The organism is Candidatus Methanoperedens sp. (genome assembly GCA_012026795.1).
Classification (GTDB): Archaea; Halobacteriota; Methanosarcinia; order Methanosarcinales; family Methanoperedenaceae; genus Methanoperedens.
The window spans coordinates 82,098-97,058 of the sequence record VEPM01000001.1 but is presented as its reverse complement, the minus strand read 5'-3'; the positions used below and the strand labels follow the sequence as shown (position 1 = coordinate 97,058).

Annotated in this window: 22 protein-coding genes; 15 read left to right on the top strand and 7 right to left on the bottom strand. The window is 41.4% G+C overall.

Annotation, left to right across the window (positions count from 1 at the left end; all coding sequences use genetic code 11):
* The first annotated feature begins 40 nt into the window (after positions 1-40).
* The 6 genes from FIB07_00615 to FIB07_00590 are packed head-to-tail and all read left to right on the top strand — an operon-like array spanning position 41 to position 4,134.
* Entirely contained in the window at positions 41-562 is a 522-nt protein-coding gene (locus tag FIB07_00615) for a hypothetical protein (protein NJD51352.1), read from the top strand.
* The gene (locus tag FIB07_00610; protein NJD51351.1) at positions 480-1,562 is read left to right on the top strand and encodes an NAD(P)/FAD-dependent oxidoreductase; all 1,083 of its coding nucleotides are present in this window, start codon (positions 480-482) and stop codon (positions 1,560-1,562) included. Before FIB07_00615 ends, FIB07_00610 begins: the two co-directional genes overlap by 83 nt.
* A gap of 46 nt (positions 1,563-1,608) precedes the next feature.
* The gene (gene artA / locus FIB07_00605; protein ID NJD51350.1) at positions 1,609-2,424 is read left to right on the top strand and encodes an archaeosortase A; all 816 of its coding nucleotides are present in this window, start codon (positions 1,609-1,611) and stop codon (positions 2,422-2,424) included.
* Positions 2,414-3,061 (top strand): phosphatidylserine decarboxylase, encoded by a 648-nt coding sequence (locus FIB07_00600; GenBank protein ID NJD51349.1) that lies wholly within the window; start codon positions 2,414-2,416, stop codon positions 3,059-3,061. Before artA ends, FIB07_00600 begins: the two co-directional genes overlap by 11 nt.
* 46 nt (positions 3,062-3,107) lie before the next feature.
* Positions 3,108-3,794: a CDP-diacylglycerol--serine O-phosphatidyltransferase gene (gene pssA / locus FIB07_00595; GenBank protein ID NJD51348.1), complete on the top strand. Its 687-nt coding sequence runs from the start codon at positions 3,108-3,110 to the stop codon at positions 3,792-3,794.
* The gene (locus FIB07_00590; protein NJD51347.1) at positions 3,778-4,134 is read left to right on the top strand and encodes a hypothetical protein; all 357 of its coding nucleotides are present in this window, start codon (positions 3,778-3,780) and stop codon (positions 4,132-4,134) included. Before pssA ends, FIB07_00590 begins: the two co-directional genes overlap by 17 nt.
* 44 nt (positions 4,135-4,178) lie before the next feature.
* Here FIB07_00590 and FIB07_00585 read toward each other — a convergent pair whose 3' ends face one another.
* Genes FIB07_00585 through FIB07_00575 form a run of 3 tightly spaced genes read right to left on the bottom strand, consistent with a single transcriptional unit; the run spans position 4,179 to position 5,267 of the window.
* Positions 4,179-4,589, bottom strand: coding sequence for a PIN domain-containing protein (locus tag FIB07_00585; protein NJD51346.1), 411 nt, complete (start codon positions 4,587-4,589; stop codon positions 4,179-4,181).
* A complete protein-coding gene (locus FIB07_00580; protein ID NJD51345.1) occupies positions 4,586-4,873 on the bottom strand; it encodes a hypothetical protein in 288 nt (95 codons plus the stop codon). Before FIB07_00580 ends, FIB07_00585 begins: the two co-directional genes overlap by 4 nt.
* 28 nt (positions 4,874-4,901) lie before the next feature.
* Entirely contained in the window at positions 4,902-5,267 is a 366-nt protein-coding gene (locus tag FIB07_00575; protein NJD51344.1) for a hypothetical protein, read from the bottom strand.
* Between the two features lie 37 nt (positions 5,268-5,304).
* Here FIB07_00575 and FIB07_00570 point away from each other — a divergent pair, with 37 nt between their 5' ends.
* The 5 genes from FIB07_00570 to FIB07_00550 are packed head-to-tail and all read left to right on the top strand — an operon-like array spanning position 5,305 to position 9,616.
* On the top strand, positions 5,305-6,027 hold the full coding sequence (locus FIB07_00570) for an RNA methyltransferase (GenBank protein NJD51343.1): 723 nt from the start codon (positions 5,305-5,307) through the stop codon (positions 6,025-6,027).
* Positions 6,011-7,513, top strand: coding sequence for a methanogenesis marker 14 protein (locus FIB07_00565; protein NJD51342.1), 1,503 nt, complete (start codon positions 6,011-6,013; stop codon positions 7,511-7,513). The genes FIB07_00570 and FIB07_00565 overlap by 17 nt, the downstream gene beginning before the upstream one ends.
* Positions 7,510-7,962 carry a DUF1890 domain-containing protein gene (locus FIB07_00560; GenBank protein NJD51341.1) on the top strand — a complete coding sequence of 151 codons (453 nt, stop codon included), beginning with the start codon at positions 7,510-7,512 and terminating at the stop codon, positions 7,960-7,962. The genes FIB07_00565 and FIB07_00560 overlap by 4 nt, the downstream gene beginning before the upstream one ends.
* Positions 7,941-8,213 (top strand): DUF1894 domain-containing protein, encoded by a 273-nt coding sequence (locus tag FIB07_00555; GenBank protein ID NJD51340.1) that lies wholly within the window; start codon positions 7,941-7,943, stop codon positions 8,211-8,213. Before FIB07_00560 ends, FIB07_00555 begins: the two co-directional genes overlap by 22 nt.
* Before the next feature lie 5 nt (positions 8,214-8,218).
* A complete protein-coding gene (locus FIB07_00550; GenBank protein NJD51339.1) occupies positions 8,219-9,616 on the top strand; it encodes an erythromycin esterase family protein in 1,398 nt (465 codons plus the stop codon).
* Positions 9,617-9,629: 13 nt separating this feature from the next.
* On the opposite strand, the gene FIB07_00545 is transcribed toward FIB07_00550, so the two are convergent.
* The 4 genes from FIB07_00545 to FIB07_00530 are packed head-to-tail and all read right to left on the bottom strand — an operon-like array spanning position 9,630 to position 12,014.
* Positions 9,630-9,884, bottom strand: coding sequence for a type II toxin-antitoxin system RelE/ParE family toxin (locus FIB07_00545; GenBank protein ID NJD51338.1), 255 nt, complete (start codon positions 9,882-9,884; stop codon positions 9,630-9,632).
* On the bottom strand, positions 9,881-10,075 hold the full coding sequence (locus tag FIB07_00540; GenBank protein NJD51337.1) for a hypothetical protein: 195 nt from the start codon (positions 10,073-10,075) through the stop codon (positions 9,881-9,883). The genes FIB07_00545 and FIB07_00540 overlap by 4 nt, the downstream gene beginning before the upstream one ends.
* 55 nt (positions 10,076-10,130) lie before the next feature.
* Positions 10,131-10,799: a TIGR00266 family protein gene (locus tag FIB07_00535; protein ID NJD51336.1), complete on the bottom strand. Its 669-nt coding sequence runs from the start codon at positions 10,797-10,799 to the stop codon at positions 10,131-10,133.
* A gap of 3 nt (positions 10,800-10,802) precedes the next feature.
* The gene (locus tag FIB07_00530; GenBank protein NJD51335.1) at positions 10,803-12,014 is read right to left on the bottom strand and encodes a proteasome-activating nucleotidase; all 1,212 of its coding nucleotides are present in this window, start codon (positions 12,012-12,014) and stop codon (positions 10,803-10,805) included.
* A 77-nt stretch (positions 12,015-12,091) separates the two neighbouring features.
* On the opposite strand from FIB07_00530, the gene fliE reads away from it, so the two are divergent.
* From fliE to FIB07_00510, 4 genes are read left to right on the top strand one after another with little or no spacing between them, the layout of a single operon-like run.
* Entirely contained in the window at positions 12,092-12,631 is a 540-nt protein-coding gene (fliE, locus tag FIB07_00525; protein NJD51334.1) for a flagellar hook-basal body complex protein FliE, read from the top strand.
* A gap of 26 nt (positions 12,632-12,657) precedes the next feature.
* A complete protein-coding gene (locus tag FIB07_00520) occupies positions 12,658-13,080 on the top strand; it encodes a hypothetical protein (protein ID NJD51333.1) in 423 nt (140 codons plus the stop codon).
* On the top strand, positions 13,080-14,066 hold the full coding sequence (locus tag FIB07_00515; protein NJD51332.1) for a cytochrome C biogenesis protein: 987 nt from the start codon (positions 13,080-13,082) through the stop codon (positions 14,064-14,066). The genes FIB07_00520 and FIB07_00515 overlap by 1 nt, the downstream gene beginning before the upstream one ends.
* The gene (locus tag FIB07_00510) at positions 14,063-14,662 is read left to right on the top strand and encodes a hypothetical protein (GenBank protein NJD51331.1); all 600 of its coding nucleotides are present in this window, start codon (positions 14,063-14,065) and stop codon (positions 14,660-14,662) included. Before FIB07_00515 ends, FIB07_00510 begins: the two co-directional genes overlap by 4 nt.
* Positions 14,663-14,961 lie beyond the last annotated feature (299 nt).

The following is a 14,961-nucleotide window of genomic DNA, read 5'->3' as shown; positions in this document are numbered from 1 at the left end:
CATAGAAATCTATTTACTTAATGAAATTAGCATCTGGTGCGTGCAATCAATAACACTTTTGATCCTTGGATGCCTGGTCGGTTCTTTGATAAAACTTGCTGACGACATATCGGATAAGAACCTGCGAATAAATCGACTTTTTGCCATACCTTTTGGAGTTATATATGGATCTTTGATGGGATATATGATGATCTCTGATATTGATGCATCCCTCATTTTTGGAGGCATAATCCTTGGATGTCTTATATCAGGAAAAATAAACAGCACAGGCCATTATTTCGGTCTTGCTGCAATACTTGCAATAGTCTTTTTAAACAGCGTAAGAATCTCGCCGCTTGTATTTACGATCGCGACTTTTGCATCTTTAGATGAAATGGGTGAGAAAATTCATATTCCAGGCCTGGACATTTTGTTCAAATACAGGTTGTTCCTGAAAATATGGGTGTTCCTGCTTTTCATTTTGGATTTGACCGGATTTAATGGATTACTTCTTCTTTTTGCATTTGACTTTGCATATATTTTTACTGGACGACTTGATTCGAGGTTTGTTCATGAAATATGATGTGGTTATAATAGGCGCAGGTCCGGCAGGCTCAATTGCAGCCGAAAAACTATCCGCATCGGGCCATAAAACACTGATAATTGATCCATGTAATAAGAAAAAGATATGTGCCGGCGTACTAACTGCCCAATATGCAAGAAAGTATGAAGTAAATGGGAATTATGTTGAGCGGGAAATAAAGGGAGTCAGGTTATCTTTCAAAGGGATAAAGGGGGAAATCTCTTACAGGAACACTGTTGAATATTCCATAAATCGCGATTCTTTTGATGCATTCAATCTTGCCCGTGCGGTAAATAATGGAAGTGAATTGAAAAAAAATCTCGTATTATCGATCAATGAAAAGGACTCATGTGCAAAAATACATACAGAAAAAGATATTGTCCTTACAGATTATGTTATCGTTGCTGCAGGAGTATCAGAGCTGAGCCAGCTTTACGGGGGAACAAAGCAATATGCATATTGTACACAGCAGATAAAATACCAGGAACCAGGTGATTTTTTCGAAATGGATCTTTTTCCGGGTGGATATTCATGGATCGTACCAAAAAAGAAAAATGTCGTTTCAGGAACATCCTCCAATAAAGACTATCCTGATATTCCCGGAGAAAGAGGGCTTATTCCGATAAACGGGCCTGTTAAGAGGACGTTTTCCAACCGTACAATTCTTGCGGGTGATGCTGCCGGCTTCGTATCATCTTTTGATGGGGAAGGAATATATTATGCACGGCGCTCAGGTGAAATAGCGGCAGAAGTCTTGCCGGATGTGATTTCTGGAAATAATCCATTATCAGAATATGAAAAAGTCTGGAAAAGAGAATTTGATTTCCTGTCAATGGTAAAAATTTCAAGATTATTGTCCAACAATATAATCCTGGAAGCTTTTGTAAGGGAAATCAGGGATAATGAGAGATTTAATAAGGTTGTAGAGGATATTCTGACAAAGGAAACTGATAAAAATAAAACCGGATATATATTTTCATTGATCCGGAAATTGATATGATCACAATGAAATATATAATAACTGGCGGTATGAACAGGTTGGGAACATGATAGAAAGTATAATCTGGCTGGCGCTTGGATTGCTTATTATAGCTTCGCTTATACCGCTTCATAATAAGATCAAACTTCCTCTTGCAGGAGTAAGCTGGCTGTTTTTTTCAATACACTGGATTTTCCAGTGGCAGCATTATTATGAACTGGAAGATTACGTCAATGTATCCCTGACGATCTTTGCAGCGTTTTTCAGCATTTTCATAGGTTATCTTATGATAAAAAAGGACAGGAGATTGTTTGGTAAAATAAATGGGATAGACACACTGGCCTCTATTTCTATGATGACCACAGCTGTCGCAATTAGTGGTATTTCTTATTTTCTCTTCTCCGGGATCCCTTCAATGAATTCATGGATAATCTCGACAGTCACTGACCAGACCGTATGGACCGGATCGATCCTTGGAATAACGATAACAAGGCTTGACTGGAACCTGATAGCAGTGAATGGCTATAAAGTGGAAATAATCCTTGCATGTACGGCTATTGAAAGTATAGCATTATTTATCGGGATAATAGCAAGTGCCAACGCCCCGATAAAGAGGCTGGCTCCGGCTTTCATTATCTCAGTTCCCGTAATATATGGTTTAAATCTTATAAGAAACGTTTTTGTAGTTGATGCTTACGGGATGATGTGGTTTGGCGATCCGGAAATGAGTTTTTATATCGCACACACCGTAATAGCAAAAATAGGTTCATTGATCGCATTATTCCTGGTAGCTTATGCTGTCCTTAAAATCCTTCCGGAGATAATCGATATGATCGATGGCGTCCTGAACCTTGTGGGAGGAATTTTTAAGAATGATGGCTAAAGGTTCGTTCCCATGGATTCTGGGAATTTTTCTTTTTACTATCGCGTCCTTGGTTGCTTTTAATAAATTTAAAATATCCGGCTCGTTTGGGATATCAGCGATCTTATTTTTGTTATTTGTTATAGGGTTTATCCTCTCAATTTTTTTCATTATATTCTTTCGCGACCCGGAGAGAACACCGCCCGGAGATGAAGATGATATAGTGTCGCCTGCTGATGGAAAGGTGATATCTATCCAGAACAGGACCGTCTGTATTTTTATGAATATCCATAATGTCCATGTGAACCGTGCACCGCTTTCCGGTACAGTCACCCATATCGATTATAAGCCCGGAGGTTATATCCCGGCATTTAACAAGGATTCCGATGTAAATGAAAGGAACCATGTTGTATTTAGTACGGCAGCAGGGACTCTTGAACTAACACAAATCGCAGGTGTCCTGACGCGGAGGATAGTTTCATACATAAGCGAAGGGACTTATGTGTTGAGGGGGGAGCGTATCGGAATGATACGTTTTGGTTCCAGGGTGGATGTCACGATACCGGAAGGGTATGTTTTTACAGTCGGGCTGAATGATAAGGTAAAAGCTGCCGAGACTATAATTGCTAGGAAAAAAGATAAAGAACATAAGATATAGAGAAGGAAACAGATATAAGGCAAAATATTCTAAAAAGGAAACAGGCATGGGACAAAATATCCTGAAACTCATTAAACCGGCAGATATCATTACTCTTGTAAATGCGTTACTGGGATTGTTCTCAATAATAATGACCCTGCGCGGAGAGATGGAAATCGCGCTCATAATGATACTTCTTGCAGTAATAGCAGATGGCGCTGATGGTGCGGTGGCAAGGTATTTCGGGACCGGTGTTCTTGGCGCGAATCTTGATTCATTATCCGATGTTATCTCGTTCGGGGTTGCGCCAGCGGTTGTTTCATACACTGTTCTTTCAAATCTTGGAAATTTCGCGCTGGTTTTTCCTGCTTTTTTCATGGTTTGCGGCACATTGCGTCTTGCCAGGTTCAACGTTTCAGGTAAAAAGGATGGATTTGAAGGAATTCCCATAACAGCAGGTGGATTCATAGTAGCATTATTTATCATGGTAAAGGATATTGTTCCTTATTTTGAATATGCTTTTTTGGCACTTCTTGTTATTTTATCACTGTTGATGGTAAGCACCGTAAGTTATCCCAAAATAAAAAATCCCCTTACCCTTGCACCCCTGGTAATAGTCCTTGTGTTCAATATTGCCGCATTTTATCTCGGATTAACAGACCTGGTAAAAAAAGGTTCATTGCTCCTGTTTATCCTTATTATGGTTTACGTTTTAAGTCCAATAGGTATGAAATTATATGACAGAAATAAATAATCGTGACAGGGCTGTTTTTGAAGCCGGGATAAAGCTTGGTGCATTGTATCACCAGTTCGTCGGCACGCCAATAAATACGGAAACGCTTGATGGTCTTTCAAGGATAATCGAAGAAAGCATAGAAGTCCAGCCTTTCGTGAGAAGCATCAGTGTTACTATAGATAGCGAAATGGTCAAGAAAAAACAAAATCCTGGATTCGGATATTGTGAACTGGAAGGACGCATGCTGCATGTAAGTTTACAGGTGCTTTATAAAAATGTAATTGCCCATGCAGAAATGCGTTATGATGAAGAAAAGGATTATCCGCTTATGAGTATCAAGAAGATCGAGGAAATGTGAATAAGGCATAGAGCTTCATCAAGGGTGAGGAAGAACATTCTGATTTAAGACTTCAAAGGAACAATTTTCAAATCCAGTATTTTTGCGAAGTCTTTCACATTATCCGTGAATATACTTTCAACATTTAGATCCATTGCATGTTGGGCGATTATTGCATCATTGATCTTGACATTGGATTTGTAACTTAGTTCAGAAGCATTCAAAACAGTGTCATAACCTATTGGTTCATATTCAACATAACTGGATGTCAGTATCTTTTTTGTTCTATGATAAGACTCTTCCTTATCCAGAAGACGAAAGAGCTTATACTGAACTTCAGAAATAACAATAGCATTGACGATCAATTTGTGATCCTCTATTAATTGTTTCAGCTTTGCTTTGGCCAGGGGATGTTCAGGATATTCTTTGATATTTGCAAAAATGAAAATATTAGAATCAACTAATATTTTTTTCATGTTGTCCAGAGCTCTTCCTCGACAGCATTTAAATTGATTTGTTTGATTTTTTTAATATTAATGTGAGCGGGAGAATCCAGAATCTCGATCAAAGAATCTGTCTCTTTTTTGACTTTTTCAACCTTTTCAAGGACTATTTTGTCCTTATTTTCTATCTTTATATGAAAACGATCATTTGGCTTGATTTTGAATAGATTAATTAATTCTTTTGAAAAATGAATTTTGTATTTATTATCGACAATCAGTTCTTCCATTTTGTTCACATCTTCTTTTTTGTATTCCATCTGATATTCTAATATAAAGCCGTTTTGCCTATCCCCAGAATTGCCACCATTTCTTCTTCTTTTCAGTTTGCGATGGTGAAAGCATTCTTTGTGTCTGTATATGAAGGACCTGTTCCTGATGTAGCAGCTTGAGAAGGTCATCTACCTTTGCCCTGAGGAATTCTACCTCTTTTTTAATTCTATTCATTTCATCGCTTTCAACCGGTTCCAATGTGTTGATACTATCAGCGCTTTCAACCGGGATCTCTTCTGCGCTTACATCCTTCGGTTTCTTGCTGTCAAAATATAATTCAAGAGCCTCAATTACAATATCCACTTTAGGCCTGCCGCTTTCCTCTATTTTTTCTTGCAGTTCTAAAGGTATCCTCACATTAAGCTGCTTCTTTTCACCCATGCTTATATAAATGAATATCTATATTATAACTTTTTCTATGCTAAACTTTCGGATAGTACTTGTCGAACCCATCTACAGTGGGAATGTAGGCTCTGTTGCGCGCGTCATGAAAAATTTTGGATTTAGTGAACTCGTACTTCTCAATCCATGCGACCTTGATATGCAAGCTCGCATTATGTCGGTTCATGCCTATGATATTATCGAGAATGCCAGGATAGAATTTTCCATAGAAGATGCCCTGAAAGGTTCAAATACCATTATCGGAATGACAGGACTTCCAGGAAAAACAGATAATAAACATTTCAGGATACCTGCATATAGTCCCAGGCAATTGAAGGAAAAACTCTCCGGGAATAACGGAACAATATCGCTTGTTTTTGGCAGGGAAGATGCAGGGCTTCGAAATGAGGAACTCGAAATTTGTGATATCATAGTCAGTATTCCCACAAGCCGCGCTTATCCAAGCATGAATCTTTCTCATGCCGTTGCAGTAGTTCTCTATGAACTCAGCGATATAGAAGGGGGAGATAGATTTTTAGCTGATCATTTTGATATTGAACTCCTGTACGAGCATATTGATGAAGTCCTGGATGATATAGAATATAAAGAATATAAAGAAGATAAGACAAAGCTTATGCTAAGCAGGATATTAGGACGGGCTCAATTAACAGCACGCGAGGTGCAGACCCTTCGCGGGATACTGCGCCGCATCCAGTGGAAATTAAAGACAGGTGAATATGGAAATGGAAAATCCGGTTAAATTTGTAATTAGCTGCTTTTTTGGCAAAAAGCCAAGAATCGCCCAGAGCCAGATTATCAAACCGTCCGAACTTAAAGGGGACATAAAATTAGGCGAGTTCATTCCCTTTTTCATAGTTGCATCTATAGAAGTCGGGAATACTACAACTAAATGTATCCTGACAGCTACAAATATGAAAGACGGGCGTACACGGGTTTTGAACAAGACCGTTAAAATGACCCGCGACGTGAGAAAACCCAAACCCAACGAAAGGATTTTTGGCTCGACCCTCAGCGGGGTATCATTGACCAGGGAATCAATTGCAGAACTCGTGAGGGATACTCTTATTGAGGCTCATGAAGCTGTGAATCTTGATATCACGACAGATCTTGATTTCGCTGTGAGATCAACAGGTGTTGTCGCGGGTTTTTCATCACCCCATGAAGTAGGGGAATTTATTAAAGCGCTTGCAGACGGTTGTCTTCTTGCAGGAATACCGCCAAAAAAAATGGTGCCTGCCATGTCTATTGATAATGTCCCGCAAAAATTCAAAAACAATACGCTGATCGATAAGATCATATTTACAGGAGCTGTCGGAGGTGTTCTTCCTCCGGTTGGATCAACCGGGGTTGAGATCGTTGCAAATGAAATGGAAGGAGAACTTGCAACAGCGGGTATCAAAGAAGGCGCCAAATGGTCGGGTGTGGATTTCAGGAACCCTGTTTTTTCAATGGACTTCGGGACAACCCTTAAAGGACGGATTACAAATGATGAGATCCCCTATGCGAGAACTGTTGCCAACCTCTGTGGTTATGCAGGTGCGATCCCCGATGCTGTCATTAAGGGAACAGGTCTTGTGGATAAGAGATACGGCGCTGCCCTTGATCTGTTCAAAGATACTAAAGAACGTATGATATGGCTTTCAAAAGGCAGTGTTATCAGGAAATATGCTGATGAGATACATTCCAGGATCAAAATTGAGATCGTACCTGAAAATGTGAACAGATACGGTAGTGTCCCGGTCGACCCAAAAGCCGCAAAAGAAATCGGCGTGATCCTTATAGGGTGCGATGTCGGGGAAAATGGGAGTCTTTTGCCTGAATTGACAGGTATTGGCTCTGAATTATACACAAAACACGGTTTGAAAACAATGTTTGCAACTCTTGATCTCGTATCTGCAAAGATGGTTGGGCGCATCGTTAAACTGGCAATCGAACATCAGCTTATATCAGAGAAGACCTCTATTGGCCTGACAGGAAGGGCCTCTATAACAGGATGTAAACCTTACCTGATATTGAAAAGCATTGAAAAGCTCGGTATTTATAAGGAACCAGGGGAACATGTGGTGTTCGTGGATGATGGCCTTGCCCGCGGCGCTGCTGTCATGGCACGCTGCATGAACTCCATGGGAGTCCCGAAAAACCCGATCGGGGGTGTAAGAGGCGGGGCATGTGTCCTGAAACAGCGTATTGACTATTATGAAAAATCAAAAGGAAGGAACATATGAAAGCACTTTTTATGATGGGATGCCCTGAACTGCCGGTTCAGACAGCAGCGGCATTGTATATAGCAAATAAATTGAATAAGGAAGGATTTGAAGTCACATCAGCCGGGAATAAAGCTGCTATAAGCCTACTCCTTAATTCAGATCCTGAAAAACATTATATTAAAAAAGTAATGGACCTTGACAGGTGCATCGGCGCTCTTGCTGAAAAGACATTTGATTTTGACCTTTGCTTTGTTTTTATACACAGCGACAGCGGGATTTCATATCTTGCGACAATTAAATCAATTTCGAAAGCAAAGACAATAGCCGTGATTTTTGGTAAAGAGATTGAACCTCTCATTGAGGCAGGCGGGGATTCTATCATCATTGCTGCAAAGGCTGTTCATAATCCTACGCCGCTTCGGGCACAGATAGACGGGGTGAAGTCATGGGCTGCGTTGAAGAGATGAATTATGAGATATTGCTCCCAAACAGCTCTTTCAAGGAATGTGCTGGATACATAAAGAAAAATTTCAAAGAGATTTATTATGTAGATGCAGGCTATAAGATATTTGATAATTATCTTGTAGGAGTCCCACCTATACCGATCGCTGTTGATAATGAGGATATTATCATGCCTTATGTGAAACCCTGTCATGGGTGTTTTGTGCTGAGGATACCCGGAAAAGAGGAAATTGAGATATTAAGGAAGAGAAAGTAAAAAAAATGAAAAAAAGTTTATTTGTTCAGAGGAGTTCAGAACCGGTGTATACCACCCTCGATGAATGGATTCTACGCGAATCGATTCCATTCTCCGTCGATTCGTCCGAAACATTCAACGCCTCCGTTGACAGGGTTATTGCTTCGCTTGATGATTCGGTGGAATTGCTTGGCTTTGGGGAGGCACTCCACGGCGGCAAGGACATTCTAATACTGCGCAACCGGCTCTTCCAGCGCCTTGTGGAGGCGCATGGTTACACCGCCATCGCCATCGAGAGCAGTTTCCCACGGGCGCGCCTGGTGAATGAGTACGTGTCCGGCCGTGGCCCGGCATCGTATGAGGCTGTGCAGGAAACCGGATTTAGCCACGGCTTCGGAAGGCTCGACGCAAACCGGGAACTTGTGGAGTGGATGAGGGCGTTCAATGCCGATCCAACACATCCTGTCAAACTCCGGTTCTACGGCTTCGACAGTCCGACCGAAATGACTGGTACTGATAGTCCACACCAGGTCCTGCATTTTGTTCTCGATTATCTCGCCTCAATTGATAGTATCAGCGGCCAGGAGTATCGTGAACGTATCTACCCGCTTCTTGGCCTGGATTCTGATTGGGAGAACCCGGCTGCAATGATGGACCCTACACAGTCGGTAGGCCTGTCACCAGCGGCGACTGCGCTGCGGATTGAGACAGAGGAACTTATTTCAGAACTGCGCGTACGCGGCCCGGAATTGGTGGCAAAGAGCGACAAAGACCGCTATTTGGAAGCCTTGCAGTTTGCCTCGGAAGCACGGCAGTTATTAAATTATCATGCTGAGCTGGCACGAAAGTCCAACAAACGGGTTATCAGACTTCTTGGCATTCGTGATGCGTTGATGGCGGATAATATGGAGTACATCGTGTCCAGTGAGAATGGCCGGGGAAAAGTGTTCGCCTTTGCCCACAACAGCCATCTACAGTGTGGGAAGACACAATGGCAATTAGGCGCTAACCTGCTGACATGGTGGCCGGTCGGATCGCACCTTAACGAGGTGTTCGGCTCGCACTATGCTGTCATCGGTTCGGCGGTAGGGGTTTCTGATGCCAATGGTATAGGCCGACCCGAAGCAAGCACTCTTGAGATGCGACTGACTGCTGCGCCAGGGCCGGTGCGGTTCATTCCGACTCACAGAGGCCACGGATTACCGACCCCGGAAATTGCAGCTCTTCCGAAGCGCTCTGGCAGTACGAAGAACTCAACCTACTTTGCACTAACTCCTCAAAGCCTCACTGATTTCGACTGGCTGGCAGTCCTTGATTCAACTGCATACAATTGCGGTGGACCGCCGCTGCAGCAATGGGATTCTAACTACACTCTTACAAAAACGGCATCAGCCAATCAAGGAAAAATAACTCCTGATATATGAAATAAGCCTTGTGCTACTTTTTGTATACATTTTTTCTGTGCTCTACAACTCTAATAATGACTTTACCAGGGTTATAGTATATATCGCATAATGCACGATAGTCACCAATACGTATTTTGAAACCATATTCATGTTCTTTCAAAATTTCCAAACCAACCCCCGTTTCACCCACCAATTTTATCTTTTTCACTATTCTGGAAGAAATCTGTCTAGGTAGTTTTTGAAGTTGTGAAACTGCTTTGGGATCCCAAAAGATCTCAAAACTCATAGAAATTCCATTTCAACTTCATTTTGAGATATCATTTTAGAAATTGGTGTTTTTCGTGAAATTTCTATTTGTTTTTTAATTTCATCTGAAAGTTCAAGATCGTCTTCTTCAAAATATATCTTTATTTTATGTACATCTTTTTTGATTGAGATGAGATTTTTATGAATTTCTTTCAGGGTAACTTCAGCCATATTAATCAATTGAATTATAAGCTTTGTTATATAAAAAGATTTGTACTCCTTTTTATTACCCGCCCTTTGGCAAAAACGGCATCAGCCAGTCAAGAAATGAGTTCATGCTCCTTGTTTGCAGATAAAGAGTTCCTGTTCCCCGAAACTCAGCCACAAGCCCTTCGCCGCTGAATATTGTTGATTTGAGACCGCCAATTCTTTTTACTGTATAATCCAGCCCTTCAGTGAAAGCTACCATATGGCCGGTATCTATAGTGAAAGGTTCCCCGGTCAGTTTGACTTCGTGTATTGCGCCGAAACTGGAAATGAAGGCGTCGCCAGTTCCAGCCATCTTCAGGAGAAATAAACCCTCACGCGAGAAAAATGATTTTGCTCCACCCCATTTGGTATCGAGGCTCAGTTCAGGAGATGAGGCAATGTAACTGCCATTCTGGACAAAAAGCGTCTCGCCATTCAACCTGTGATGGGCGATGTCGCCCTGGTATGGTGGCGCAAGTCCCACGATGCCTTTTGACTTTGCAGTGAAACTGTTTGTAAAGAAAGACTCACCTCCAAGTAAACCCCTGGTAAGCGCGCCAAACACGCCGCCTTTTGCTTTAGTTGCGATCTCGATCCCCGGCGACATATATACCATAGCGCCGGATTCAGCTTCGATACGTTCCCCGGCTTCCAGCTTTACCTCAAGCAAAGTATAAGCCGGCTTATACATTATTTCATGCTGCATAATTTACACGAACATTCCCGCAACTTCTTCTTTCGATTCCTTGATGATCAGCTTATTGTAGGCATCCTTGAAGTCCTGCATGTTGACTGCTCTTCCTTTCCGTCTTATTACGAACATTCCAGCTTCAGTGACGATAGCCTTTAATTCGGCGCCGCTCAAACCGTCCGTCATTTCTACAAGCTCATCAATATCCACATTTTCAAGTTTCATGTTCCTGATGTGGATCTTTAATATTTCTTCCCTTCCTTCTGCGTCAGGCGAGGGTATTTCGATAATCCTGTCAAACCTTCCAGGTCTTAAAAGAGCGGGATCAAGAAGATCGATACGGTTCGTAGCAGCTACTATTTTAACGTCCCCGCGCGCATCAAATCCATCAAGCTCGGAAAGTAACTGCACCATCGTCCTGTTCACTTCCGATGAACCCGTAGTGCCATCGTATGTCCTTCTGCTTCCCACCGAGTCGATCTCATCGATAAAAACAATACTTGGCGCTTTTTCCCTGGCCATATCAAAAACATCCCTTACAAGCCTTGCACCTTCACCTATATATTTCTGGACAAGCTCGCTTCCGCTCATCCTGATAAAAGTCGCCTTTGCCCTGTGAGCCACGGCTTTTGCAACAAGTGTCTTGCCATTCCCCGGCGGGCCGTAAAGCATAATTCCGTGAGGAGGTTCGACCCCGACGTCAATAAATAGCTCAGGATTTGTTAAAGGAAGCTCAAGAGTTTCTATGACTTCATTTATTTGTCTTTTCAATCCACCGATCATATCATAATCGATATTCGGGCTTTCAATCAGTTCCATGACCCGCGCTCTTACATCTACTGATTTTGATAATACCTGGACGATTGCAAGATTGCCGGTGACAGCAACACGGGCGCCAGCTTCAATATCAGAGATCATATCATCAGGGATTTTTGTAACAATTTCCTGGTTGCTGCCGTGCTGTCTTAATAGCGCCATATCCCCAAGGATCTCAACGACGCTGCAAATAAAGAGAGGCGGCTTTTTCAATTGTTCTATCTGTGTCTGATATTCCTGGATAGTCTGGATGTATTTATTGTTCAGGACCGCTGCTTCAAGAAGCCTTGAATGCATGTCTTTTATCTGGTCCTTCATTATTTGAACTGTTTCTTGCAATTTAGCTATATCGTCTTCAGGATCTTTATTAATTGTCCCCCCTGCAACCGGGGACTTTGCAATTGCATCATTCATGTCCTATACTTTTGGCTAATAGCATATAAATTTTAGGTGGATAGATTTATTAACTTCCAGCTAAATTAATCGGTTCCATGAAGCTCATTGCATTTGTCGGAATGCCCGCATCGGGAAAATCAGAAGCTGCGGCTATAGCAAAAAATTTTGGAATTCCTGTTGTCAATATGGGGGATGTTGTAAGGGAAGAAACTGCTCAAAGAGGTCTGCCTCCAACTGATGAAAATATCGGGGGCACCGGAACTTCACTTCGGCGGGAAAAGGGAATGGATATAATCGCAAAGCGATGTGTCCCGAAAATACGCCTGATCAAGAATCCTGTTGTCGTAGTTGATGGCACACGAAATATTAATGAAATAGAATATTTTAAAAAAGAATTCGGTAATGATTTTATGCTCATAGCTATCCATACGCCTTTTGAGATGCGGTTTGAAAGGGTAAGAAAGCGCGCCCGGTCTGATGACATGAATAGTGCCGGAGAACTAAAGAGACGGGATGAACGGGAAAAAGGATGGGGACTGGATAAGGCCATAGAAAAAGCCGATATAACTATCGATAACATTGAAACTATTGAGAAATTCCGGAAACAAATCGAACTATTGCTGGGAAAAATATGAATGTACCGGTAACGAACGCATCAGAAATGAATGTATCAGTAAAAATTTCAGCTCCTGTCAATCCCACAGAAATGCAGGAGAAAGTTGAAAAGGCCATTTCGAACTTTTTCCCTGTTGAACTCAATCTTCAAGGACCAGAAATCCCGGAACTGTCTGGCAAGGGCGGTCTTGAAAGCTTACGAACTTTGCATTTGCGCTTAAGGGAAGAACGGATCCTTGATACGGCGCGCAAGATCTTTTTGAACGGGATTGAAGGTAATACTACAAAATTCCGTTTGAATAAACAGGTTGCTTATATCGGTAAATTGAATTTTCCCGCAGGAAAGGAAAGCCTGGGTTCTATCAATGTAGAAATATCGGCGCAGAATTTGAGTGAGCTCTTTTCAGTCATCGACTGGCTTGCTCCCCAGACAGTTGGTGGCAAACCCGTTATGGAGATCGATCTATAATGGGTTTTGAGGAATACATTGCAGCAAGGGAATTCCTGGGAACGATCGGGCAGCCTGTGATCACATATATTCTTATAATATCATTATTCCAGGGGATATTTTCAATTCTTTATTCAATTAAAAAAAATAGCAAATATTATGATTATCTTATGAAATGCCTGTATATTTCAACAGGGCTTTATTTAACCGGATTCTTAATGCTTGCATGGTTCCACACCCAGATTTACAATAATGTTTTGATCGAGTACCCCTCTGAAATGGGCCGGATGATCCCTGTTGAAAGCAGCAGGTTCGCTATCCCTCTCTGGATAGAATCGGAAAAACTGTACTTCTGGGCAATGTGTGCATCAATATTTGCCCTGACCGTTACGAAAAGGAAAGATATAATGTCTTTCCTCGGTGTGATATTATCAATTTTTTCCGTTGTTGTATATTTTTTCTCAAATCCTTTCAAAGACCCTCTTCCGATAGTGAATGGTGAAATAACGCGCTGGTATGCATTGCTCTTATCAAGTGATATGAGGATTTTCGAGATAGCAGGAACACTCTATGGCCGCGTAAACTATTATTATAATTCAACATATATGTGGACACATCCGCCAATGCTGTTTATTGCATACGCATCCCTCATTATCACTTTTGCAGCGTGCGTTTACATGCTCTTTAGAAAAGACAGGTTCTATGATGAAATTGCTTATCGTTATGCAAAGATCGGTTACATTCTTCTGACTACAGGCATGCTTATCGGATACCCCTGGGCTATTGAAGCATGGAAGGACAGCGCATGGTGGTGGGACCCAAAGATCAGCGGTTCGATAATGATGTGGGTGCTTTATAGCGCATACCTGCACTCCCGTATTTATGTCAGCAAAGGCAAAATGTGGAAAACTACTGCATATCTTGGGATTATTTGTTTTGCATCTTTGATATTTACATATCTTCTTACGTATATTGTCCCGGGAATACATTCGGTGGTGCAGCCTTGAAGCTTAAAAATTACGATTTTTATTTGATAATCCTGACCACGCTCATCCTTTTTGGAATAGGGGCAGTAAGCCTTTACGGGATTACGTATTACAATTACCTTGCTGTCGATTCCCGGTGGACACAGACCGCACAATACAGCCAGTATATTGATGAAATGAATTCATACCTTTATCCGTTCCTGATATTGCTTCTTATTTCACTTGGGCTATGCATTCCTAAAAGGCTCTTTGAACAGGATATCCTGGTAAAATTCAGCGCTGCAATCCTGGGGATAACAGTGATCATTACGGTTTTTTCGGGATTGGAGAAGGGATTGGGATTTATCCTTGCGGTAATGACTGTGGTTCAGGCTGTTGTTCTTATAATGACGATCAGTAAGAGCAAATCCATCAGGTTCGAAAAGGAAGGATATATTGCAAGGATGGGGTCATCGCTCCTGCATTTTGGGTTTGTTATTATTATATTGAATTTTGTGAGTTTTAGGGATAGTCCTTTACATTTGTTGATATTCTGGATCGGGGTTGTATTGATTACGGTGGGGAATTTATTTTCATTTTATCCTGAGAAAATGGGTTTGATTTTATTGAATAATTGATTATAATAAAATACCACAAACTAATATTCAGATTTTTGGTGGGAAAAAATGGGAAAAAATGGGAAAAAACGGGAAAAAACGGGAAAAAACGGGAAAAAACGGGAAAAAACGGGAAAAAACGGGAATAATATAAATAGGGAAATAGCTATAGTAAGATTATTGTAAACCAGTGAAGTATTGTGATATTTCATAGATAAAATGAAAATAATAAATGAGGAAAAATGGCCAAGCCGATTGAGTTAGGATTAATTCTCACAGGGAAGGATGCAAAAGACTTCTGGGAGAATGAGAATAATCCA